Here is a 22677-nt window from a genome sequence, read left to right as displayed (position 1 = left end):
GTAACCTTATGACGTGCCTTCGACGTCCGCCACGCGGGCGCGCAGCGAATTCGGGTAGGCCTGGGTAATGACGACGTCAACCATCTGCCCGATAAGCCGCGGCGGGGCAGGAAAGTTGACGATGCGGTTGTTTTCGGTGCGGCCCATCAGTTCATTGGGGTCGCGGCGCGAGGGCCCTTCGACCAGCAGCCGCTGGCGCGTGCCGACCATCGATTGCGCGATCGCGGCTGCCTGCTGATTGATCAGCGCCTGCAGCTGCTGCAGGCGGCGCAGCTTGACGTCCTGCGGCGTATCATCGGACAGATCGGCCGCGGGCGTGCCGGGCCGGCGCGAATAGACAAACGAGAACGACGTGTCGAAGCCCACGTCTTCGATCAGCTTGAGGGTTTTTTGAAAGTCTTCTTCGGTTTCACCGGGAAAGCCGACGATGAAATCCGAAGACAGGGTCAACCCCGGGCGTGCCGCACGCAGGCGGCGCACCACCGATTTGAATTCAAGCGCGGTGTAACCGCGCTTCATGGCCGCCAGCACGCGGTCGCTGCCCGCCTGCACGGGCAGGTGCAGAAACGACACCAGCTTGGGCAGGTTGGCATAGGCATCCACCATGCGCTGTGTCATTTCTTTGGGGTGCGAAGTGGTGTAGCGGATGCGCTCGATGCCGGGAATTTCGTGCACGTACTCGAGCAGGGTGGCGAAGTCGGCGATTTCGCCGGTGTCGCCCATGGGGCCGCGGTACGCGTTGACGTTCTGGCCCAGCAGGGTGACTTCCTTGACGCCCTGGTCGGCCAGGTCGGCGACTTCGACGAGCACGTCGTCAAAGGGGCGCGAGACTTCTTCGCCGCGCGTATAGGGCACCACGCAGAAGCTGCAATACTTGCTGCAGCCTTCCATGATGGACACGAAGGCGGTGGCGCCGTCTACACGGGGCGGCGGCATGGCATCGAACTTTTCGATCTCGGGAAAGCTGATGTCGACTTGCGAGGTTCCGGACGACCGGCGGCGCTGGATGAGCTCGGGCAGGCGGTGCAGCGTCTGGGGGCCGAACACCACGTCAACGTAGGGCGCGCGCTTGACGATGGCCTCGCCTTCCTGGCTGGCCACGCAACCGCCCACCCCGATGACCAGGTCGGGGTTGATTTTCTTGAGGTGTTGCACCCGGCCCAGGTCGGAGAAGACTTTTTCCTGCGCCTTTTCACGTACCGAACAGGTATTGAAGAGGATGATGTCGGCGTCTTCGGGCGTGCTGGTGAGCTCCAGACCCTGGTCGCCGCGCAGCACATCCACCATTTTGTCGGAGTCGTACTCGTTCATCTGGCAGCCGAACGTGCGGATATACAGCTTGCGGGCGCCAGACCGCGCGGGCGAAGGGGAAGGGGAGGCGGGCGTGGCGGCAGAGGCGCCGGCGCGCTTGATAGAGGTTTCTTGCATGGCGTGCGCCGTGACGGGTGTAGATCCCGGGGGCGTAGTTTCGAATGGGGAAGCGCCGATTTTAACGCGTCGATGCAAAGATGACTTGGTGCGGACGCAATTGGCGATTACGATGTCAGCCCGCGCGAGGGGCCCGCCCCGGGTTCCATGTGCCGGCCAGTCACCGGCGCGAGCGGTCTACCCTGTTTTTCTACTGCTTCATGTCACGAACCGGCCTGCCTTCGCAATCCATTCCTTCCGCTTCGCCGCAGACGCGCACTGTTGCGCCGCGGCCATGTCGCGGGGTGGCGCTTACCGCCTGTTTCGCGGTGGTGTTGCTCCTGCTGAGCCGGTGGGTCGACCTGCCCCTGACATATGCCGTCCAGCGCCACGTGTCCGAGCCGGTCAATGAGGTGTTCAAACAGATCGGCAGCCTGGGCGGCACGGCCGTGTATGTGTGGGCGGGCCTGCTGTTGTACGCCGTGTCGCTGGTGGGCATCCGGCGCGGCTGGGCCTGCCCGTTGAAGGCCGGTTTCGAGCAGCTTGCCCGCTACAGCATGCTGTTGCTGGGCACCATGACCATCGGCGGCCTGATCACGCTGGCGCTCAAGAGAATCGTGTCGCGCGCCCGCCCCGACCTGTTATTGGAACAGGGGCTGCATGGCCTGGGGGCGCCTTTCGCGGGCAAGCCGTACGATTCGTTTCCGTCCAGCCATACGCTTACCGCCTTTGCCGTGGCGGCCGTCATCGGGCACATTGCGCCGCGCTGGCGACTGCCGGTGCTGGCGCTGGCAGCGGTCGTGGCGGCCAGCCGGGTCATCAACCGGGACCACTTTCTTACCGACGTGACCGCGGCAGCGTTCATCGGGATCATGGTGGCGCACTACCTGGCGCCGTACATTCTGGGCAGCCAGTACCGCTGGATGCTCAGGACGCCGTGGCGCTGGCGTAGCAAGGACTAGGCTGAAGGCCGGGATGCTCGGTGTCAGACACCCTGCGGGAGTCAGACACCTGACGACTTGGTTGGCAGGTAGTTTGCCGGTGTCTGACTCCGCGAGAGGGGTGTCAGACACCCTGCGGGAGTCAGACACCTGGCGACTTGGTTGGCTGGTAGTTTGCCGGTGTCTGACTCCGCGAGAGAGGTGTCGGACACCCTGCGGGAGTCAGACACCTGACGACTTGGTAGGCCGGTAATTTGCCGGTGTCTGACTCCGCGAGAGGGGTGTCAGACACCCTGCGGGAGTCAGACACCTGACGACTTGGTTGGCAGGTAGTTTGCCGGTGTCTGACTCCCCGGGAGGGGTGTCAGACACCTTCCGCAGGGGAGTCGGGCACCTTTTATGCGGTCGCGGGCGGTGCGACGGCGGCGCCTTGGATTTGGTGGCGCTGCAGCGCCTGGGCGACGAAGCCGCTGGCTTTCATGTCTTCGACGAACGCGCGCAGTGTTGCGGCCGCCTGGGGGCCGCGGCTTTTGGGCGTGCCCATGGCCTGGCGGATGACCATGAAGCTGCCCGGCAGCAGGCGCAGGCCCGGCAGGCGGTTCATGTCGGCTTCGAGCTGCTGCTTCACGCCGGCGGCGACGTCGGCGTCCTGCGCCAGGAATTCGTCGACCACCGCAGGCGAGGTCGGAGCCCGCAGGATCCGGGCCTGCTTGAGCTCGCGCGTCAGGTACAGGTCGTACGCGCTGCCCTTGCCCACCATGACGCGCACGTCTGCCCGGTCGACTTCGGTGCCTTGTTGCAGCGGCGAGCTGTTGCGCACCAGATAGGCGCCTTCGATAAGCACGTACGCATCGGTAAACGCGATGTCTGCGCCGCGCACGGGGTCGATGGCGAAGAACCCGATATCGGCCTGTTCGGCGGCAACCGCTTCCACGGACTTGCCGGCGCTGTCCCACACGACCAGTTCCAGTTCCACCCCCAGGCGCTGCGCGAAGGCGCGGGCCAGGTCGATCGAGACACCCGCAGGCTGGCCGGACGGGTCGCGGCCGGCCAGGATGGGATTGCCCAGGTTGATCGAGGCCCGCAACTTGCCGGTGGGCGTAAAGGCCTGGATGGTCTGGGCGTCGAGGGTCATGGTGATTGTCGTGGCCAGGGAGGCGGCGCGCAGGCTCAGGGCGCCTCGGGCTCGCCTTCTTTCTTGACGGGTTTGACGAGGTCTTCGCGCTTGACGCCCATCCACATGGCCAGGGCGGCCGCCACGAATACCGACGAATAAATGCCGAACCAGATGCCGATCGTCAGGGCCAGCGAAAAGTAGTGCAGCGACGGGCCGCCGAAAAACAGCATGGCCAGCACCATCATCTGGGTCGAGCCGTGGGTGATGATGGTGCGCGAGATGGTTTGCGTGATGGCGCTGTTGATGACTTCCTGCACGCTGGCCTTGCGTTGCTTGCGGAAGTTCTCGCGGATGCGGTCCATGATGACCACGGATTCGTTCACGGAATAGCCCAGCACCGCCAGTACGCCGGCCAGCACCGCCAGCGAGAATTCCCACTGGAAGAAGGCGAAGAAGCCCAGGATGATGACCACGTCGTGCAGGTTGGCAATGACCCCGGCCACCGCGAATTTCCATTCGAAGCGAAAGCCCAGGTACACCATGATGCCGATCACGACGAACAGCAGCGCCATCAGGCCGTTGTGCAGCAGTTCCTGGCCCACCTGCGGGCCCACGAACTCGACGCGGCGCAATTCGGCCGAAGGGTCGACTGCCTTGAGTGCGCCCATGACGGCTTCGCTTTGCGTGGCAGACGTCTGCCCTTCGGTAACGGGCAGCCGTATCATGACATCGCGCGAGGTGCCGAAGTTCTGCACCTGGAAGTCGGTGTATCCCAGCCCGGACACGGCGCTGCGCACGCCGTCGAGCTGCACGGTTTGCGCGTAGCCCACTTCCATGACCGTGCCGCCGGTGAACTCGATCGACAGGTGAAAGCCGCGCGTGACGATGAAGAACACCGCCGCCACGAACGTGATCAGGCTGATCAGGTTCAGCACCAGGGCATGGCGCATGAACGGTATGGTGCGGTGAATGCGGAAAAATTCCATGTTCTGCCTTGCTTCTTATCGGCCGGGCGAGTATGCCGCCCGGCGCGGGATCAGTTTGTCTTGGGTTTCCAGACGGTGCCGATGGAAATCTTGGCAAGTTTCTTTTTGCGGCCGTACCACAGGTTGGCCAGGGCGCGCACGCCGACCACCGATGTGAACATCGACGTGGCGATACCCAGGCAATGCACCACGGCAAAGCCGCGCACCGGGCCCGAGCCGAAGGCCAGCAGGGCCAGCCCCACGATGAGCGTGGTGAGGTTCGAGTCCAGGATGGTGCCCCAGGCGCGCTCGAAGCCGTGGTGGATGGCCTGCTGCGGCGTGGCGCCGTTGCGCAGTTCTTCGCGGATGCGCTCGTTGATGAGCACGTTCGAGTCGATGGCCATGCCCAGGGTGAGCGCGATGGCCGCGATGCCGGGCAGCGTCAGCGTGGCCTGCAGCATGGACAGCAGGGCCAGCAGCAGCAGCACGTTCATCGTCAGGCCGATGGTGGAGAACACCCCGAACAGGTGGTAGTACAGGATGATGAAGACGGCGATGGCCAGGAACCCGTAAAGGGTGGAATGGAAGCCCTTGGCGATGTTGTCGGCGCCCAGGCTGGGGCCGATGGTGCGCTCTTCGATGATGGACATGGGCGCGGCCAGGGCGCCTGCGCGCAGCAGCAGCGCCGTGTCGGCGGCTTCTTCGGCGGTCATGCTGCCGGATATCTGCACCTGCCCCCCGGCGATTTCGCTGCGGATTACCGGAGCGGTGACGACTTCGCCCTTGCCGTTTTCGAACAGCAGGATGGCCATGCGCTTGCCGACGTTGTCGCGGGTGACGTCGCGGAAGATGCGCGCGCCCTTGCTGTCGAGCGTCAGGTGCACGGCGGCCTGCTGGGTTTGCGAATCGCGCCCCGGCTGGGCGTCCTGCAGGTTTTCGCCGGTAAGGACGACCTGGCGGCGCACCAGGATGGGGCGCCCGTCGCGGTCGTTGTAGCGTTCCAGGCCGAACGGCACGGTGCCGCTTGCCAGCGCCGATTGCGCGGCCGGCGAGTCATCGACCATGCGGATTTCGAGCGTGGCGGTGCGGCCGAGCAGTTCCTTGGCCTTGGCCACGTCTTGCACGCCGGGAAGTTGCACGACGATGCGGTCTGAGCCCTGCTGCTGGATGACCGGTTCGGCCACGCCCAGTTCGTTGATGCGATTGTGCAGGGTGTTGATGTTCTGCTTGAGCGCGGAATCTTGTACGCGGGTGATCGCGGCAGGGCTCAGGGCGCCGACCAGTGCGGGACGGCCGGCGTCTTCGGTTTCGGTGAATTGCAGGTCGGGCAGGCGGCTGCGCAGGGTGGCATAGGCGCGGTCGCGCTCGTCGGCGCTGGCGAAGGTGGCGACCACCGACGTGCCGGAGCGCTCGACGCCGCGGCTGGGCAGTTTTTCGTCGCGCAGGATGGTGCGCACGTCGCCTGCAAGCGAGTCGTAACGCGCGGTGAGCGCGCCCTGCATGTCGACCTGCAGCAGGAAGTGCACGCCGCCGCGCAGATCCAGCCCCAGGTACATGGGCTTGGGCTCGAACCAGCCCAGCGCGCGCATCCAGGGCGGCGAGGCGGGCAGCAGGTTCAGGGCCACGGTGTATTGCGGGTCGTCGGCGACCGGGTTGAGCGATTTTTCGAGAAGGTCACGCGCCTGCAGCTGTACGTCGGTGGACGGGAAGCGCGCGCGGATGGTGCCCAGGGCGCCGTTCTGCTCGTAATAGACGCTGGTGGCCGTTACGCCGCCGTCGGCCAGTATCTGTTCGACACGGCCCAGCGTGGCGTTGTCGACCTTGACGGTGGCCTTGGCGCTGGACACTTGCACCGCGGGCGATTCGCCATAGAAATTGGGCAGGGTGTAAAGCAGGCCGATAACGACCGCGACCAGCACCGTAATGTACTTCCAGAGGGGATAGCGGTTCATTGGCGGCTAGGTGTGATGCGTGGAAAGGACGAAAAAAGGCCCTCGGGCGAGGGCCTGGTATGACGCTTACAGGTCTTTGATGGTTCCCTTGGGCAGTACCGCGGATACCGAGGTCTTCTGCATTACCACTTCGACGGGCTTGTCGGCCAGTTGCGCGACTTCGAGGTTGATATAGGTGTCGGTGACCTTGGACACCCGGCCCAGCATGCCCCCCGCCGTCATGACTTCGTCGCCCTTGGCCAGGTTGCTGACCAGGTTGCGGTGTTCTTTCTGGCGCTTCATCTGCGGACGGATCATCAGGAAATACAGGATCACGAACATCAGCACGATGGGCAGCATTCCCATCAGCGCGCTGCCCTCGGCGGGGGCTGCCTGGGCCAGCACGAGGCCGGCGGTGTCGATTACGGACATGGAAATCTCCTGAATGGATTGTTCGGGTCAGGTTATGGGAAATATATGTTCTGCGCCCGTCCCCGCGCGAGCCTTGGACAGGGCAAGCCGACTATTGTAGCGATGTTGGGCGGGGTATAGGCGGGCGGCGCGCCTGGGGGCGTCCCGTGCGGCCCGGGCAGGCGGGGGCCGGCGTACGTGCGTCGGGCTCGGGCGCATGCAGGCGCCCTCGGCCTGCTGCGCAGGCTGCCCCGCCGCCCAACACGCCTGCCCGGGCCGTACGGGCCGCACGGACTCGACGGCGCCGCGGCCGGGGCTATTCGATGCCGCGCTTGCGGTCGGCGGCGAACCGGGCGCGCCAGGCGTCGAAGGTGCCTGCGGCGATGGCTTCGCGCATCTCGGCCATGATGGTCAGGTAGAAATGCAGGTTGTGCAGGGTGTTCAGGCGCGCGCCGGTGATTTCGTTGGCCCGCTGCAGGTGGTGCAGGTAGGCGCGCGAGAAGTGGGCGCAGGTGTGGCAGGCGCAGGTCGGGTCCAGCGGGCGGGTGTCGTCGCGGTACTTGGCGTTGCGGATCTTCAGGTCGCCATGGCGGGTGAACAGCCAGCCGTTGCGGGCGTTGCGGGTGGGCATGACGCAGTCGAACATGTCCACGCCGCGGGCGACGCCCTCGACCAGGTCTTCCGGGGTACCCACGCCCATCAGGTAGCGCGGCGCATGGGTGGGCAGGCGCGGCGCGACATGGGCCAGCACCCGCATCATGTCTTCTTTGGGTTCGCCGACCGACAGGCCGCCGATGGCGTAGCCATGAAAACCGATGTCGGTGAGCCCGGCCAGCGATTCGTCGCGCAGCGATTCGTACATGCCGCCCTGCACGATGCCGAACAGCGCGTTGGGGTTGCCCAGGCGCTCGAATTCGTCGCGCGAGCGGCGCGCCCAGCGCAGCGACATGCGCATCGAGCGGGCCGCTTCCTCGGCCGTAGCGGGGCGCCCGTTGATCTGGTAGGGCGTACATTCGTCGAACACCATGACGATGTCGGAATTCAGGGCGCGCTGGATGCGCATGGATTCTTCGGGCGTCAGGAAGAGCCGGGCGCCATCGATCGGAGAGGCGAACTTCACGCCTTCTTCGGTGATCTTGCGCATGCCCTGCAGGCTGAACACCTGGAAGCCGCCCGAATCGGTCAGGATGGGCTTGTCCCATTGCATGAACCCATGCAGGCCGCCGTGGCGCTCCAGGATATCGGTGCCGGGGCGCAGCCAAAGATGGAAGGTGTTGCCCAGCACGATCTGGGCGCCGGCGTCTTTCAGTTCATGCGGCAGCATGGCCTTGACGCTGCCGTACGTGCCCACGGGCATGAATATGGGTGTTTCCACCGCGCCATGGTTCAGCGTGACGCGGCCCCGGCGGGCGCCGCCGTCGGTGGCCAGCAGTTCGAAGTTCAGTCCGGTCATGGTCAGTGGGCAGGCGATTCGATGAACATGGCGTCGCCGTAGCTGAAGAAGCGGTAGCGTTGGGCGACGGCGTGCGCGTACGCGCGGCGGATGGGTTCGATGCCGGCCAGGGCCGACACCAGCATCAGCAGCGTGGACTGCGGCAGATGGAAGTTGGTGACCAGGGCGTCGACGACCTGGTAGCGGTAGCCCGGCGTGATGAACAGGCGCGTGTCCCCCTGGGCCGGCGCAAGCGGCGTGCCGGGCCCGCCCGGGTTCTGCGCGGCGGCCGACTCCAGCGCTCGCACGCTTGTGGTGCCCACTGCCACGACGCGCCCGCCGCGGGCGCGCGCGCGGGCGATAGCGTCGGCAGTGGCCTGGCCGACGGTGTACCACTCGGCGTGCATGACGTGGTCGGCGATGTTCTGGACCCGCACGGGCTGGAACGTGCCCGCGCCCACGTGCAGGGTGACGAATGCGCGCTCGACCCCCGCCAGGGCCAGCTGTTCGAGCATGGCCTCGTCGAAATGCAGCCCTGCAGTGGGCGCGGCCACCGCGCCCGGCTCGCGGGCATAGACGGTCTGGTAGCGCGCCTCGTCCGTGGCATCGGCGCTGTGTGCAATGTAGGGCGGCAGCGGCGTGGCGCCGTGGGCGTCCAGCAGGTCCAGGACCGGGGCTGGAAAGCGCAGGTCGAAGAGTTCGCCCTGGCGGCCCAGCACGGTGGCGTCGAACGCCCCGGCCAGGTGCAGCGTGGTACCCGGCCCGGGCGACTTGCTGGCGCGCACGTGCGCAAGCGCGCGGTCCGGCTCGGTGATGCGCTCGACCAGCACTTCGACCTTGCCGCCGGACGCCTTGTGGCCCGCCAGGCGGGCCTTGATGACCCGGGTGTCGTTAAAGACCAGCAGGTCGCCAGGCCGCAGCAGGCCGGCCAGGTCGGGAAAGCGCAGGTCGTGCAGGGCGCCGGCGCCGTCAAGGTGCAGCAGGCGGCTGCCCGCCCGCTGCGTCGCGGGAGTCTGCGCGATGAGCTCGGGGGGCAGGGCGTAGTCGAAGTCGGAAAGGGTGAAGGACGAGGGCACGCGGGGAGATCAGGTAAAGCGCGCGGGGCCGCGGGCGCGGCGGCGCAAACAGCGGGGTATTGTAGCTGCGCCGGCTGGCGCGGCCGCCGCCTTTCCGCGGGGGCGCCAGGTTTCTGTATGCTTGCGTTTTCGACACAACGGCAGCATGGTGGGCACGGTATGGCGGCAGGGGTGGTTCGGCGGGCGGGGCGGTTCGGGCGATGGCTGGCGGCGTGCGCGCTGCTGGGCGCAACCCTGGCAGCCCAGGCGCAGGGCCTGCCCGATGAACTGAGCCGCGCCTGGAAGGCATCCGGACTGCCGTCGTCGGCGCTGTCGCTGGTGGTGCAGGAACTCGGCGGACACCGCATCGTGGCGGTCAACGCGCAAGAGCCGCGCAATCCCGCATCGGTCATGAAGCTGGTCACGACCTGGGCGGCGCTGTCCGAACTGGGGCCGAACTATGTCTGGCGCACCGAATTCCTGACCGAGCCCGGCGCGCGGCCCGACGCGCAAGGCGCATTGCCTGGCCCGCTGTACCTGCGAGCGGGCGGCGATCCCTACCTGCTGGTGCAGGACCTCTGGGCGTTGCTGCGCGAACTGCGGCTGCGCGGGGTAAAAAAGATCAACGACCTGGTCGTCGACCGCAGCATTTTCGGGCAGGTGGCCATCGACCCCGGGGCCTTCGACGGCGCGCCCGACCGGGCCTACAACGCCAGCCCGGACGCATTGATGGTGGGTTTCGGCGCCCTGCGGCTGCTGTTCACGCCCGACCACGTGGCACGGAAATGGGTGCCGATCATCGACCCGCCGCTGCCCGGCCTGCGCATCGAAGGGCAGGTCGACTGGAGCGAAATCCGTTGCCCCGGCCCGCCCGTAGTCACCACCGAGCCCATCCTGACCCAGCAGGGCGTGTCGATCCGGCTGGGCGGCACGGTGGCCGGCTCCTGCGGGGAATTCAGCCTGTATCGCCTGGCGCTGTCGCAACCCGAGTTTGCCGAATCGCTGTTCCGTGTACTGTGGCGCGAACTGGGCGGCACGTTTACGGGCCGCATCCGCACGGGCATGGTGCCGGGCGATGCCGTGGCGCTGGCCACGCACGAATCGCGCCCCCTGGGCGAAGCCATCCGCCAGATCAACAAGCGCAGCAACAACGTCATGGCGCGCACCCTGTTGCTGACGCTGGGCGCCGAACGCGGCCGCCGGCCCGCCACCACCGACAGCAGCGAGGCCGTGGCCAAGGCAGTGCTGGCCGGGCAGGGCCTGCACATGCCCGAGCTCATCATGGACAACGGCTCCGGGCTGTCGCGCGAGGCGCGCGTCTCGGCCGAGAGCCTGGCGTCGATGCTGACCCTGGCGTGGCAGACGCCCATGATGCCGGAATTCGTGTCGTCGCTGGCCATCGCCGGCGTCGATGGCACCATGCGCCGCCGCCTAAAAGACGAATCCACGGCCGGCATGGCGCACCTGAAAACCGGCTCGCTGCGCGATGTGCGGGCAGTGGCCGGGTACGTCATGGGGGCCAGCGGCAAGCGCTATGTGGTGGTCAGCATCGTCAACCATCCCGACGCGGCCGCCGTGCGGCCCTTTGACGACGCGCTGATCGCCTGGTTGGCCGGCCAGTAGGCCGCCGGGGCTCCAGACGGTTTACGATTGCGCTGTCTGGCGCGCCCGCGCACGCCGCCTTTATTGTTTCCTGGAGACCTCCGCACATGCCCGTGCACGAAATCCGCCATCCGCTGATCCGCCACAAGCTCGGGATCATGCGCCGCGCCGACCTCAGCACCAAGAGCTTTCGCGAACTTTCCCAAGAAGTCGGCGCACTGCTGACTTACGAGGCGTCCAAAGACCTGCCGCTGGCCGAGTCCACCGTCGAAGGCTGGTGCGGCACTGTGAAGGTCGAGAAAATCGCGGGCAAGAAGGTGACGGTGGTGCCCATCCTGCGCGCCGGCATCGGCATGCTGGATGGCGTGCTCAGCCTGATCCCCGGGGCCAAGGTAAGCGTCGTGGGTGTTGCGCGCAACGAAGAGACGCTGCAGGCGCATACCTACCTTGAACGCCTGGTGGGCGAGCTGGACCAGCGCCTGGCGCTGATAGTCGATCCCATGCTGGCCACGGGCGGCTCGATGGTGGCCGCCATCGACATGCTCAAGCGCGCGGGCTGCCGCGAGATCCGTGCGCTGGTGCTGGTGGCCGCGCCGGTCGGCATCAAGGCGGTGCTCGACAGCCACCCGGACGTGCATATCTACACCGCGTCGATCGACGAAGGCCTCAACGAGCACGGGTATATCATGCCGGGCCTGGGCGATGCGGGCGACCGCATATTCGGCACCAAGCAGAAGCCCGAATAACGGCGCCGGGGCCGGCGCGCGCCGGCGAGTGTCAGGCGGCCAGAGCCGCGCGCGTATCCGGCAGGTGCCGGCCGTACCAGTGCAGCGAGTCGGCCAGCGCGGCGACCTCGCCCACGATCAATAGCGCCGGCGATCGCACGTCGTGGCGGCGGGCCACGCGGGCCAGGTCCTGCAACTGTCCGCTGACCACCCGTTGTTCGGGCCGGCTGCCGTTTTCTACCAGGGCAAATGGCGTGCTGCCCGCGCGGCCGTGCCTGATCAGGCGAGACGACAGGGTTTCCAGTTGCCCCACCCCCATGTAGAACGCCAGCGTCTGGTGGGCGCGGGTCAGGCCTGCCCAGTCCAGCGTGTCTTCGTCTTCGCGGCAATGCGCGGTAACCAGCGTGACGGACTGCGCATGCTCGCGGTGGGTCAGCGGAATGCCGGCATAGGCTGCGCAGGCCAGCGCGGCGGTAATGCCCGGCACGACTTCAAAAGGCACCTGGTGGGCGCGCAAGTGCTCCAGTTCTTCGCCTCCCCGGCCGAAAATGAACGCGTCACCGCCCTTCAGGCGCACAACGCGCCGGCCGGCGCGCGCGTGCTCTACCAGCAGGGCGTGGATGCGCGCCTGCGTGGCGTCGTGGTCTTCGCCGGGACGCTTGCCTACCGCGATGCGGTCGGCGTCGCGCCTGGCCAGCGACAGCACCGCCGGGCTGACCAGGCGGTCGTACAGAATGACATCGGCCTCGTTCAGGGCGCGCAGGGCCTTGAGCGTCAGCAGCCCCGGGTCGCCCGGGCCCGCGCCGACCAGCACGACGCTGCCCTGGCTCCGGGGTTGCGGACGCGCCAGTTCTTCGTCCAGCACGCGCGCCGCTTCGTCGGGCTGCTGCTGGCGCAGCAGGGCGGCCACCGGGCCGTCGAGCAGCCAGTCGTAGAAGGCGCGCCGTTGCTTCAGGCCGGGCCGGGCGGCGCGTATGCGAGGCCGGTAGCGCGCCGCCAGCGAGGCGAGCGCGCCCAGCGAATGGTCGAACATCGATTCCACGCGCTCGCGCAGCCGCCGCGCCAGCACGGGGGCCACCCCCGAGGACGAGATGGCCACGATAAGCGGCGAGCGGTCGACGATGGACGGCACCTGGAATGACGACAGCTCTGCATCGTCCACCACGTTGCTGAAAATGCGGCGGGCCCCGGCAGCCTCGGCCACGGCGGCATTGACGGCGCGATCGTCGGTGGCGGCCACCGCCAGCCACGCGCCATCGAGCCACTCGGGCCGGAACGTGCCGGACAGCACATGTATGCGTCCTTGTTGCGCCCATTCGGTCAATTGGGGCGCCAGTTCCGGCGCTCCCACGTGTACGTCGGCCGATGCTTCGAGCAGCAACTGCACTTTGCGCGCCGCGATCTCGCCGCCGCCCACCACGAGAACGCGGCGGCCCTGCAGATCGGCAAATAGAGGAAAGAGCTTCATGAACATCAGCCAGCGGGTGTGCCCGCAATCGGTCCAGTCGATCATAGGGACTGCCTTACATCCCTACAACTTTTGATTTATTGGATTGATATATCGATAAGTGATTAAGCGCCGCCTCCGCTTTGAGCGCCCAGCCATTGCGCCATGTCGACGACTTCGCGCGCCACCTCGCCCAGCCGTTTGCGGCTTTGCATGGCGCGCTCGCGCAACAGCCGGTGCGCCTGCTCTTCAGAGACCCCGCGCAGTTGCATCAGCAAGCCCTTGGCCTTTTCCAGCGCCTGCCGGTCTGCCAGCCGCTGGCGCGCCTCGGCGAGCTCCATGCGGCGCGCCCGCTCGACCCGCCCGCGTTCAATCGCTACAGTCAACAGCGGTTCGATGCGCTCGGGCGGGACGGCGCCCACCACATAGGCGGCGACGCCGGCGCGCAGGGCGGCCCGGATGGTTTCGCGGTTGTCGTCGTCCGTGAACATCACCACCGGCCGCTCGGTGGATTCGCTGGCCACGCAGATGTCTTCGAGCGTGTCGCGCGCCGCCGCGTCCGCATCGATCAGCACCACGTCGGGCGCCAGCCGCGTGATGGCTTCGGCCAGATCGATGCCGGCCGCACGCTCGGCAACCACCTGCACGCCGGCCGCCGCCAGCGTGTCGCGCAGTGATGCGGCGCGGCCGTCCCCATCGTTCAACAGCATGATCTTCAGCATGACTACTCCCTGATCATCAGGGAAATGCAATATCCATGCCATGCGTGGCCGCACGCCGCCCGTGGCGACGGCACGCGCGCCGGCCGGGCGCAAGGCACGCGGGAAAGCGAGCCGGCACGCAAATGGTGCATTGCGCAATGCATCGCGCACCAAAGTGGCTCGCCTTGCGCGGCCCGGCGGGCCTGCCGCCGGGCAGGCACAGATGGCATGGACTTTGCTTAAGTCTCTGCATGGCGGCCAACGGCGGTCGCCTGGCCGACGGTGTCGGCGCGCAATCCTGAACAACGGCGTTCTGCAGATCCGACGGGAAAACCCCGGCGGCGCGGAACGTTTTTTTATTTTGAAGAGGCCTTTATGCGAAACAAGCCTGGCAAGACCGACATCACCAATACCGGGCGACGTGACTGGCTGGGCAGCGCCGCGAAAGCCGTGGCGGGCGCCGGCTTGCTGGGCCTGGTCGACCCGCTGGTGCGGGCAGGCGCCTGGGCCGCCGGCAGCGACGCGCCCGAAAAGGCCGAAGTGCGCATCGGCTTTATTCCCTTGACGGATTGCGCCTCGGTCGTGATGGCGTCGGTGCTGGGCCTGGACAAAAAGCACGGCGTGAAAATCGTGCCGTCCAAGGAAGCCTCGTGGGCCGGCGTGCGCGACAAGCTCATTAATGGCGAACTTGATTTCGCCCACGTGCTGTACGGGCTGGTGTACGGCGTGCACCTGGGCATCGGCGGCCCGCGCAAAGACATGGCTGTGCTGATGGGCATCAACCAGAACGGGCAGGGGATTACGCTGTCGTCCAAATTGCACGAAGCCGGCGTGACCGACGGCGAGTCGCTGCACAAGCATATGCAGGCCGAAAAGCGGGCCTATACCTATGCGCAGACGTTCCCCACCGGCACGCACGCCATGTGGCTGTATTACTGGCTGGCCGCGTACGGTATCGACCCCATGCGCGATGCGCGCGTGATCACCGTGCCGCCGCCGCAGATGGTGGCCAACATGCGGGTGGGCAACATGGACGGCTTCTGTGTGGGCGAACCCTGGGGCGCCCGCGCGATCATGGATCGCATCGGCTTCACGGCGGCCACCACGCAACAGATCTGGGCCGACCATCCCGAGAAAGTACTGGGCGCGACCGGCGAGTTCGTGGCATCGCACCCCAACACCGCGCGCGCGGTGACCGCGGCAATTATCGAGGCCGGCAAGTGGATAGATGCCTCGCCGGCCAACCGCCGCAAGACGGCCGAGACGATTGCGGCCAAATCGTACGTGAACACGGCGGCCGACGCCATCGTGGACCGCATGCTGGGCCGCTATACGGACGGGCTGGGCAAGACCTGGGACGACGCGCATCCCATGCGCTTCTATGCCGACGGCGCGGCGTGCTTTCCCTATCTGAGCGACGGCATGTGGTTCCTGACGCAGCATAAGCGCTGGGGCTTGCTGAAAACGCATCCCGACTACCGCGCGGTGGCTGGCGCCATCAATCGCATCGATATCTACCGGCAGGCAGCGGCCGCCGCCGGCGCGCCGCTGCCTGCCAGCGAAATGCGGCAGTCGGTGCTGATGGACGGGGTGCGCTGGGACGGCGCGGACCCCGCCGCGTATGCCGACGCGTTCAGCATCAAGGCCTGAGGAAGCTGCCATGCGCACCACGACCCTGTTCTCTTCAATGCCTGACGCCGCGGCCTGCCGCGACGCAGCCGATGCACTGTTGCGCGCGGTTGCCGGCCCTGTGGCGGGCTTTGCCCTGTTTGTATTGGTCTGGCAGGCCATTGCGCTGCTGGTGCCGGAGATCCCCACCCCCGGGGCCACCTGGGCCGCCGCGCGCGACTTGTTTGCGGACCCGTTCTATGACAACGGGCCCAACGACCGGGGCATAGGCTGGAACGTGCTGGCGTCGTTGCGGCGCGTGGGCATCGGCTTCGGCCTGGCCGCGTTGGTGGGCATTCCTGCCGGCTTTGTGATGGGCCGGTATGCCGCGGCCAATGCCATGTTCGCGCCCATCGTCAGCCTGCTGCGTCCGGTGTCGCCGCTGGCGTGGCTGCCGCTGGGCCTGCTCTTGTTCCGGGGAGCCGACCCGGCCGCCATCTGGGCGATTTTCATCTGCTCGATCTGGCCCATGGTGATCAACACCGCGGCGGGCGTGGCGCGTGTGCCGCAAGACTACCTCAACGTCGCCCGCGTGCTGAACCTGTCCGAATGGCAGGTGGTGACCAAGGTGCTGCTGCCGTCGGTGCTACCGCACATTCTTACTGGCGTGCGGTTGTCGATCGGCACGGCGTGGCTGGTCATCGTGGCGGCCGAGATGCTGACCGGCGGCACCGGCGTGGGCTTCTGGTTGTGGGATGAATGGAACAACCTGAAGGTCGAGCACATTGTCGTGGCCATCTTCCTGATCGGCATCGTGGGGCTCGCCCTGGAAACCATGCTGGTGCGGCTGGCGCGGCGCTTTGCCTACAGCGAGGAATGAACATCATGCAGAAATTCGTGCGTATCGAGGGCGTGGGGCAGACCTTCGCAACCTCCCGCGGCCGCTTCGTGGCCTTGCGCGATATCGACCTGGCCGTGGCGCAGGGCGAATTCGTTTCGCTGATCGGCCATTCCGGCTGCGGCAAATCTACCCTGCTGAACCTGGTGGCGGGGCTTACGCTTCCCACCGAGGGCGTGCTGCTGTGCGCGGAGCGGGAAATCACCGGGCCCGGGCCGGACCGCGCCGTGGTGTTCCAGAACCATTCGTTGCTGCCCTGGCTGAGCTGCTACCAGAACGTGCACCTGGCCGTGCAACGCGTGTTCGGGGCACGGGAAAGCAAGGCGCGCCTGGCCGAGCGCACTCATGCCGCGCTGGAACTGGTGGGCCTGGCGCATGCCAGCGCCAAGCTGCCCGGCGAAATCTCGGGCGGCATGAAGCAGCGCGTGGGTATTGCGCGCGCGCTGGCCATCGAACCCCAGGTGCTGCTGATGGACGAGCCGTTTGGCGCGCTGGACGCGCTGACGCGCGCGCACCTGCAGGACGAACTGCTCAAGATCGTGGCGGCCACGCACAGCACCGTCATCATGGTCACGCACGATGTGGACGAGGCCGTGTTGCTGTCTGACCGCATTGTGATGATGACCAACGGCCCCGCGGCCACCATCGGGCAAGTGCTGGATGTGCCGCTGCCGCGCCCGCGCGACCGGCTGGCGCTGGCCTCGCACCCGGGCTACCTGGCATGCCGCGCGGCGGTGGTTGATTTCCTGCATCGCCGCCATGGCAACCCGGCGGCAGCGGCCGCCGCCGCGCCGGCCGCCGCCGAAGCTTGATGTATGACGCAGGCAAGAGAGAGACATTATGGAAAAGAAGTTGAAGCTGGTAATGGTCGGCAACGGCATGGCCGGTGTGCGCACGCTGGAAGAGCTGCTGAAGCTGGCTCCGGATCTGTACGACATCACGGTGTTCGGTTCCGAGCCGTATCCCAACTACAACCGCATTTTGCTGTCGCCCGTGTTGACCGGCGAGCAAACCGTGCAGGACATCGTTCTCAATGACGAAGCGTGGTACCGCGACAACGGCATCGACCTGCGCCTGAACTGCAAGGTCACCAGCATCAACCGCGCGCGGCGCACCGTCCTGGGCGAGGACGGCAGCCAGGTGCCCTATGACCGGCTGCTGCTGGCCACCGGCTCGAACCCGTTCATCCTGCCCATCCCCGGCAAGGATCTCGACGGTGTGGTCACGTTTCGCGACATCCGCGATGTAAACCTGATGATCGAGGCTGCGCGCGTGCACAAGCGCGCGGTCGTGATAGGCGGCGGCCTGCTGGGGCTGGAAGCGGCCGCCGGCCTGGCGGCGCGAGGCATGGACGTGAACGTCGTGCACCTGGGGTCGGGCCTGCTGGATCGCCAGCTGGATCCCAAGGCCGCCTTGCTGCTGCAGCGCAGTCTGGAAGCGCGCGGCCTGAAGTTCCTGATGCCGCGCCAGACCGAGGCGCTGTTGGGTGACGAACAGGGGCGGGTGCGCGCGGTGCGCTTTGCCGACGGCGACGAGGTCGAGACCGATCTGGTGGTCATGGCCGTGGGCATCCGGCCCAATACCGAACTTGCGCAGGCCTGCGGGCTGTACGTCAACCGCGGCATCGTCGTCAGCGATACGCTGCAAACCTACGACCCGCTCATTTACGCGGTGGGCGAATGCGTCTGCCATCGCGGCACCGCCTATGGCCTGGTGGCGCCGCTGTTCGAACAGGCTAAAGTGGCGGCGAACCACCTGGCCCTGTACGGCATCGGCCGCTACGAGGGCAGCGTGACTTCGACCAAACTCAAGGTCACGGGCATCGATGTGTTCTCGGCCGGCGATTTCATGGGCGGACCGGGTACGGAAGAAATCACGCTGGCCGACCCCGTGGGCGGCGTGTACAAGAAACTGGTGCTTAAAGACGAAAAGCTGGTGGGCGCGTGCCTGTACGGAGATACCGGCGACGGCGCGTGGTATTTCCGGCTGATCCGCGAGGGCAAGCGCATCGACGCGCTGCGCGACCAGCTCATGTTCGGCGAAAGCGCCATTGGCGGCGACACCGGCCACGCCGGGGAGAATCGCGCCATCGGCATGGCCGACACAGCGGAAGTCTGCGGCTGCAATGGGGTGTGCAAGGGCACGATCGTCAAGGCCATTCGCGACAAGGGCCTGTTCACGGTCGACGAAGTCAAGAAGCACACCAAGGCGGCCAGTTCCTGCGGATCGTGCAGCGGACTGGTCGAGCAGATCCTCATCAACTGTGTGGGCGGCGCGGCCGATGTCAAGCCGAAATCCGAGAAAGCGCTATGCGGCTGCACGGACCTGACGCATGGCGAAGTGCGCAAGGCCATACGTGATCACCATCTGGTCACGATCGCGGCCGCCATGCATTTCATGGAATGGCGCACGCCCGACGGTTGCAGCACCTGCCGACCGGCCCTGAACTATTACTTGATCTCTACCTGGCCTGGCGAGGCGCGCGATGACAATCAGTCGCGGCTGGCCAACGAACGCATGCACGCCAATATCCAGAAGGACGGCACGTATTCCGTGGTGCCCCGGATGTGGGGCGGCGTGACCAACCCATCTGAACTGCGCCGCATTGCCGACGTTGCCGACAAGTATGCGATTCCGATGGTGAAGGTCACGGGCGGCCAGCGCATCGACCTGCTGGGCGTCAGGAAAGAAGACTTGCCGCACGTGTGGGCCGACCTCGACATGCCTTCGGGGCATGCATACGGCAAGAGCCTGCGTACGGTCAAGACATGCGTGGGCAGCGAGTTCTGCCGCTTCGGCACCCAGGATTCCACGGCGATGGGTATCGCCCTGGAGAAAGACCTGGTGGGCATGTGGAGCCCGCACAAGGTAAAGCTTGCCGTGTCGGGATGCCCGCGCAATTGCGCCGAATCGGGCATCAAGGATATCGGCATCATCGCCGTGGAATCAGGCTGGGAACTGTACGTGGGCGGCAACGGCGGTATCAAGACCGAAGTGGCGCAGTTCTTCGCCAAGGTGAAGACCGCGGATGAAGTGCTGGAGTACTGCGGCGCATTTCTGCAGCTATATCGCGAAGAAGCCTTTTACCTGGAGCGCACCGTGCACTACCTGGCGCGCGTGGGGCTGGACCATGCCAAGGCGCGGGTGGTCGACGACGCGGCCAATCGCGCCGAACTCTATGCGCGCCTGAAATTTGCGCTGTCGTTCGAAGCCGACCCATGGGAAGAGCGTCGCGCCGCCGCCCCTGCCGCCCGTGAATTTCAATCCCTGACCCTGTGAGACCCGACATGCAGCCAGCCGAAACCTGCCAGTGGCGCAGCATCTGCCATATCGAAGAAATCCCGGTGCAAGGCGCCCGCGTGCTGCGGCGCGAGGGACAGGACGACATCGCCGTCTTTCGCACCAGCGACAACGAGGTGTTCGCAGTCATAGACCGCTGTCCGCACAAGGGCGGCCCGCTGTCGGCCGGGCTGGTGCATGGCCGGTCGGTGTCGTGCCCCTTGCACGGCTGGGTGCTGGATCTGGCCACCGGCAGCGCGCAGGCGCCCGACGAGGGGTGCGTGCAGACCGTGCCGATCAAAGTGGATGGAGCCGCGGTGTACCTGGAGGTATGACGCGGACCGCATCGCAGACTCTTTATCCCTACAAGGCAGGCATGGTATGAGCGCATCTGGGCACCATCACGAGTCCGGGGCCGCCGGCGAACGCACGGTGGCCTCGGTATGCTGCTATTGCGGCACCGGCTGCGGCGTGCGTGTCACCGCCAAGGACGGCCGCGTGATCGCGGTGCAGGGCGACCCGGAGCATCCGGCCAACCGCGGCCGCCTGTGCAGCAAGGGGCTGGCGCTGGCCGACACGGTGCGGCGCGACACCGCGCGCGTGCTGCAGGCCGAGTGGCGGCCCGAGCGGGGGCGCGAGCGCATGCCGGTTTCGCTGGACAACGCACTCGACCTGGCAGCCGGCAAGCTGGCGGCCACGCTAGACATGCATGGCCCCGACGCGGTGGGCTTCTATCTGTCGGGCCAGTTGCTCACCGAAGACTATGCCGTTTTCAACAAGTTGGCCCGTGCGCTTGTGGGCACCAATAATATCGACACGAATTCGCGGCTGTGCATGTCCAGCGCGGTGTCGGGCTACAAGCTCACGCTGGGCGCGGATGCGCCGCCGGCGTGCTACGACGATCTGGAACTGGCCGACACGGTGCTGATCGCCGGGTCCAATATGGCGTATGCGCATCCGGTGTTGTTCCGGCGCCTGGAGGCGGCCAAGGCGGCGCGCCCCGGCATGAAGATCGTGGTGGTGGACCCGCGTCGCACCGATACGGCGGCGTTGGCCGACTTGCACCTGCCCATCTTGCCCGGCACCGACGTTGCGTTGTTTCATGCCATGCTCAACGTCATGGTCTGGGAAGGCCTGGTCGACGCCTCTTACATCGCCGACCATACCCGGGGCTTCGACGCGCTGAAGGCGCGCGTGCACGAATACACGCCGCGCGCCGCGCAGGATGTGTGCGGCGTGCCTGCGGCCGACATCGTGCAGGCGGCCCGCTGGTTCGGCCAGGCCGGCGCGGCGCTGTCGGTCTACACGATGGGGTTGAATCAATCCAGCAGCGGCACCGCCAAGAATGGCGCGCTGATCAATCTGCACCTGGCCACGGGGCAGATCGGCAAACCCGGCGCGGGGCCGTTTTCGCTGACCGGCCAGCCCAATGCGATGGGCGGGCGCGAGGCGGGCGGCATGGCGACGTTGCTGCCGGGCCATCGCGATCCGGCCGACGCGGACCATCGCGGCGAAGTCGCCGGCCTGTGGTCGGTGCCGAGCCTGCCGTCCCGCCCGGGCACGCCCGCGCTCGAGATGTTCGACGCAGTGCTGGAAGGGCGCATCAAGGTGCTGTGGATCGCCGCGACCAACCCGGCCCAGTCCCTGCCCGACCAGGCGCGCGTGCGGGCGGCATTGCAGAAGGCGGAATTCGTCATCGTGCAGGAGGCCTATGCCGGAACCGAAACGCTGGCGTACGCAGACCTGGTATTACCGGCCGCAACCTGGCCCGAGAAGTCCGGCACGTTGACCAATTCCGAGCGCCGCATCAGTCGTGTGCGCGCCGCCATCGCGCCGCCCGGCGACGCGCGGCCGGACTGGGAACTGGCCGCCTCGGTGGCCCGCCGGCTGGCCAGGCTGGTGGCGCCCGAAAAAGCGCCGCTGTTTCAATACCCGGATGCGGCGGCCGTGTTTGCAGAGCATGCCCGCATGACCGCTGGGCGCGACCTGGACTACAGCCGGATCGACTACGCCCTGCTCGAGCGTACGGGCCCGGTGCAGTGGCCGTACCGCGGCGACAGCGGGACGGCGCGCCTGTACGCCGACGGGCGTTTCCCCACTGCTGACGGGCGCGCGCAGTTCTACGACACTGGTTATACGCCCACGGCCGAGGCAGTATCGGCGCAGTATCCGCTGCGCCTGACGACGGGCCGTCTGCGCGACCATTGGCATTCGCTGACGCGCACGGCGATGGCCCCCGTGCTGACGCGGCATGTGGAAGAGCCCTGGCTGTCGCTGCATCCGCTGGACCTGCAGCGGCTGAAGCTCGAGCCGCACGCGCTGGTGCGGGTGCGTTCCCGGCGCGGCGCCATCGTGTTGCCCGTGCGGCCGGACGACACCGTCAGGCCGGGCCACGCCTTCCTGCCCATGCACTGGGGCAGCGCGTACATGGGCGGCCACGGCATCAACGCCCTGACCAACTCCGCCCGCGATCCCGTTTCGCGCCAGCCCGAGCTGAAGCACGCGGCCGTGGCGGTGGCGCCGGCGCGCCTGCCCTGGCAAGCCATGGCCTGGGTGGCAGGCGACACGGCGGTGTTGCGCGCGCAACTGGCGCCATGGCTGCGGGGCTTCGAGTATGCGGCGCTGCTGCCTTGCGCGGCAGGGCCGGGCGTGCGCCTGCGGCTGGCCGCCGCCGCGCCCGCACCGTCTCACGTGGTGGACGCGCTGGCGCAAGCGTTGGGCCTCGACCAGCCCGATGCCGCCTTCGACGATGTGTCGCGCGGCATTGTGCGGCGCGTGCGGCTGGCCGTCGAGGCGCCCGGCGCCGATGCGCCGGGCGCCTTCATGCTGGCCGGCGATGTACGGGCCCACGACGGGCTGATGGCATGGGCCGAAGGGGGAGCGGCGCCGGCCAGCCTGGCCAACTTGCTGATGGCCCGCGCGCCGGCCGCTCCCCGAACGCGCACCGTTTGCGCCTGCGTCGGCGTCAGCGAAGCGGCCATCCGGTCGGGCATCGAATCCGGCATGGACGTTGCCCAATTGAAAGACCGCCTGGGCTGCGGCTCCGGCTGCGGCTCGTGCCTGCCCGAGGTGCGCCGCATGGTTGCCCTGCACGGCGCCTGAACCCCGCCGGGCGCCGCTTGCCGGGGCCCGGGCCACGCCTCTCTAATATTTGGAAA

18 protein-coding genes are annotated in these 22677 nt (G+C 67.1%); 9 read left to right on the top strand and 9 right to left on the bottom strand.

The features are described from left to right. Nucleotides 1–6 precede the first annotated feature (6 nt). On the bottom strand, nucleotides 7–1428 hold the full coding sequence (gene miaB / locus CAL19_RS13800; protein WP_094797071.1) for a tRNA (N6-isopentenyl adenosine(37)-C2)-methylthiotransferase MiaB: 1422 nt from the start codon (nucleotides 1426–1428) through the stop codon (nucleotides 7–9). 200 nt (nucleotides 1429–1628) lie between these two features. Between miaB and CAL19_RS13795 the strand changes: the two genes are divergently transcribed. Continuing rightward, nucleotides 1629–2369, top strand: a complete 741-nt coding sequence (locus CAL19_RS13795; protein WP_094797070.1) for a phosphatase PAP2 family protein — start codon at nucleotides 1629–1631, stop codon at nucleotides 2367–2369. Between the two features lie 376 nt (nucleotides 2370–2745). Here the strand turns inward: CAL19_RS13795 and CAL19_RS13790 are convergent, their stop codons facing one another. The 6 genes from CAL19_RS13790 to queA all read right to left on the bottom strand — a co-directional run bounded on the left by CAL19_RS13790 (nucleotide 2746) and on the right by queA (nucleotide 9280). Further along, a complete protein-coding gene (locus tag CAL19_RS13790) occupies nucleotides 2746–3483 on the bottom strand; it encodes an ABC transporter substrate-binding protein (RefSeq protein ID WP_094797069.1) in 738 nt (245 codons plus the stop codon). 35 nt (nucleotides 3484–3518) lie between these two features. After that, the gene (gene secF, locus CAL19_RS13785) at nucleotides 3519–4451 is read right to left on the bottom strand and encodes a protein translocase subunit SecF (protein ID WP_094797068.1); all 933 of its coding nucleotides are present in this window, start codon (nucleotides 4449–4451) and stop codon (nucleotides 3519–3521) included. 50 nt (nucleotides 4452–4501) lie between these two features. After that, the gene (gene secD / locus CAL19_RS13780; protein WP_026639950.1) at nucleotides 4502–6382 is read right to left on the bottom strand and encodes a protein translocase subunit SecD; all 1881 of its coding nucleotides are present in this window, start codon (nucleotides 6380–6382) and stop codon (nucleotides 4502–4504) included. A gap of 66 nt (nucleotides 6383–6448) precedes the next feature. Continuing rightward, entirely contained in the window at nucleotides 6449–6793 is a 345-nt protein-coding gene (yajC, locus tag CAL19_RS13775) for a preprotein translocase subunit YajC (RefSeq protein ID WP_094797067.1), read from the bottom strand. A gap of 295 nt (nucleotides 6794–7088) precedes the next feature. Further along, nucleotides 7089–8225, bottom strand: coding sequence for a tRNA guanosine(34) transglycosylase Tgt (tgt, locus tag CAL19_RS13770; protein ID WP_094797066.1), 1137 nt, complete (start codon nucleotides 8223–8225; stop codon nucleotides 7089–7091). A gap of 2 nt (nucleotides 8226–8227) precedes the next feature. Continuing rightward, nucleotides 8228–9280 carry a tRNA preQ1(34) S-adenosylmethionine ribosyltransferase-isomerase QueA gene (gene queA / locus CAL19_RS13765; protein ID WP_094797065.1) on the bottom strand — a complete coding sequence of 351 codons (1053 nt, stop codon included), beginning with the start codon at nucleotides 9278–9280 and terminating at the stop codon, nucleotides 8228–8230. 159 nt (nucleotides 9281–9439) lie between these two features. Here queA and dacB point away from each other — a divergent pair, with 159 nt between their 5' ends. Both dacB and upp read left to right on the top strand, forming a co-directional pair. Next, nucleotides 9440–10882: a D-alanyl-D-alanine carboxypeptidase/D-alanyl-D-alanine endopeptidase gene (dacB, locus tag CAL19_RS13760; protein ID WP_026639954.1), complete on the top strand. Its 1443-nt coding sequence runs from the start codon at nucleotides 9440–9442 to the stop codon at nucleotides 10880–10882. Nucleotides 10883–10968: 86 nt separating this feature from the next. After that, nucleotides 10969–11607 (top strand): uracil phosphoribosyltransferase, encoded by a 639-nt coding sequence (upp, locus tag CAL19_RS13755; protein ID WP_026639955.1) that lies wholly within the window; start codon nucleotides 10969–10971, stop codon nucleotides 11605–11607. A gap of 31 nt (nucleotides 11608–11638) precedes the next feature. On the opposite strand, the gene cysG is transcribed toward upp, so the two are convergent. Together cysG and CAL19_RS13745 are read right to left on the bottom strand one after the other, a co-directional pair. After that, nucleotides 11639–13054 carry a siroheme synthase CysG gene (cysG, locus tag CAL19_RS13750; RefSeq protein ID WP_094797186.1) on the bottom strand — a complete coding sequence of 472 codons (1416 nt, stop codon included), beginning with the start codon at nucleotides 13052–13054 and terminating at the stop codon, nucleotides 11639–11641. Nucleotides 13055–13158: 104 nt separating this feature from the next. After that, nucleotides 13159–13755: an ANTAR domain-containing response regulator gene (locus CAL19_RS13745; protein WP_026639957.1), complete on the bottom strand. Its 597-nt coding sequence runs from the start codon at nucleotides 13753–13755 to the stop codon at nucleotides 13159–13161. A gap of 354 nt (nucleotides 13756–14109) precedes the next feature. Here CAL19_RS13745 and CAL19_RS13740 point away from each other — a divergent pair, with 354 nt between their 5' ends. From CAL19_RS13740 to CAL19_RS13715, 6 genes are read left to right on the top strand one after another with little or no spacing between them, the layout of a single operon-like run. Beyond that, nucleotides 14110–15384 (top strand): CmpA/NrtA family ABC transporter substrate-binding protein, encoded by a 1275-nt coding sequence (locus CAL19_RS13740; protein ID WP_026639958.1) that lies wholly within the window; start codon nucleotides 14110–14112, stop codon nucleotides 15382–15384. Nucleotides 15385–15421: 37 nt separating this feature from the next. Beyond that, nucleotides 15422–16222 carry a nitrate ABC transporter permease gene (gene ntrB / locus CAL19_RS13735; protein ID WP_231494584.1) on the top strand — a complete coding sequence of 267 codons (801 nt, stop codon included), beginning with the start codon at nucleotides 15422–15424 and terminating at the stop codon, nucleotides 16220–16222. Nucleotides 16223–16227: 5 nt separating this feature from the next. After that, nucleotides 16228–17052 carry an ABC transporter ATP-binding protein gene (locus tag CAL19_RS13730; RefSeq protein WP_094797185.1) on the top strand — a complete coding sequence of 275 codons (825 nt, stop codon included), beginning with the start codon at nucleotides 16228–16230 and terminating at the stop codon, nucleotides 17050–17052. A gap of 28 nt (nucleotides 17053–17080) precedes the next feature. Further along, on the top strand, nucleotides 17081–19519 hold the full coding sequence (gene nirB / locus CAL19_RS13725; protein WP_094797063.1) for a nitrite reductase large subunit NirB: 2439 nt from the start codon (nucleotides 17081–17083) through the stop codon (nucleotides 19517–19519). Between the two features lie 8 nt (nucleotides 19520–19527). Further along, a complete protein-coding gene (gene nirD, locus CAL19_RS13720) occupies nucleotides 19528–19854 on the top strand; it encodes a nitrite reductase small subunit NirD (protein WP_094797062.1) in 327 nt (108 codons plus the stop codon). Between the two features lie 46 nt (nucleotides 19855–19900). Next, entirely contained in the window at nucleotides 19901–22621 is a 2721-nt protein-coding gene (locus CAL19_RS13715; RefSeq protein WP_094797061.1) for a nitrate reductase, read from the top strand. Nucleotides 22622–22677: the final 56 nt, after the last annotated feature.

Origin of the sequence: Bordetella genomosp. 7, assembly GCF_002261265.1 — a bacterium.
Classification (GTDB): Bacteria; Pseudomonadota; Gammaproteobacteria; order Burkholderiales; family Burkholderiaceae_B; genus Bordetella_A.
The sequence above is the reverse complement of the archived record's forward strand: the minus strand, read 5'-3'. Positions and strand labels throughout refer to the sequence as shown.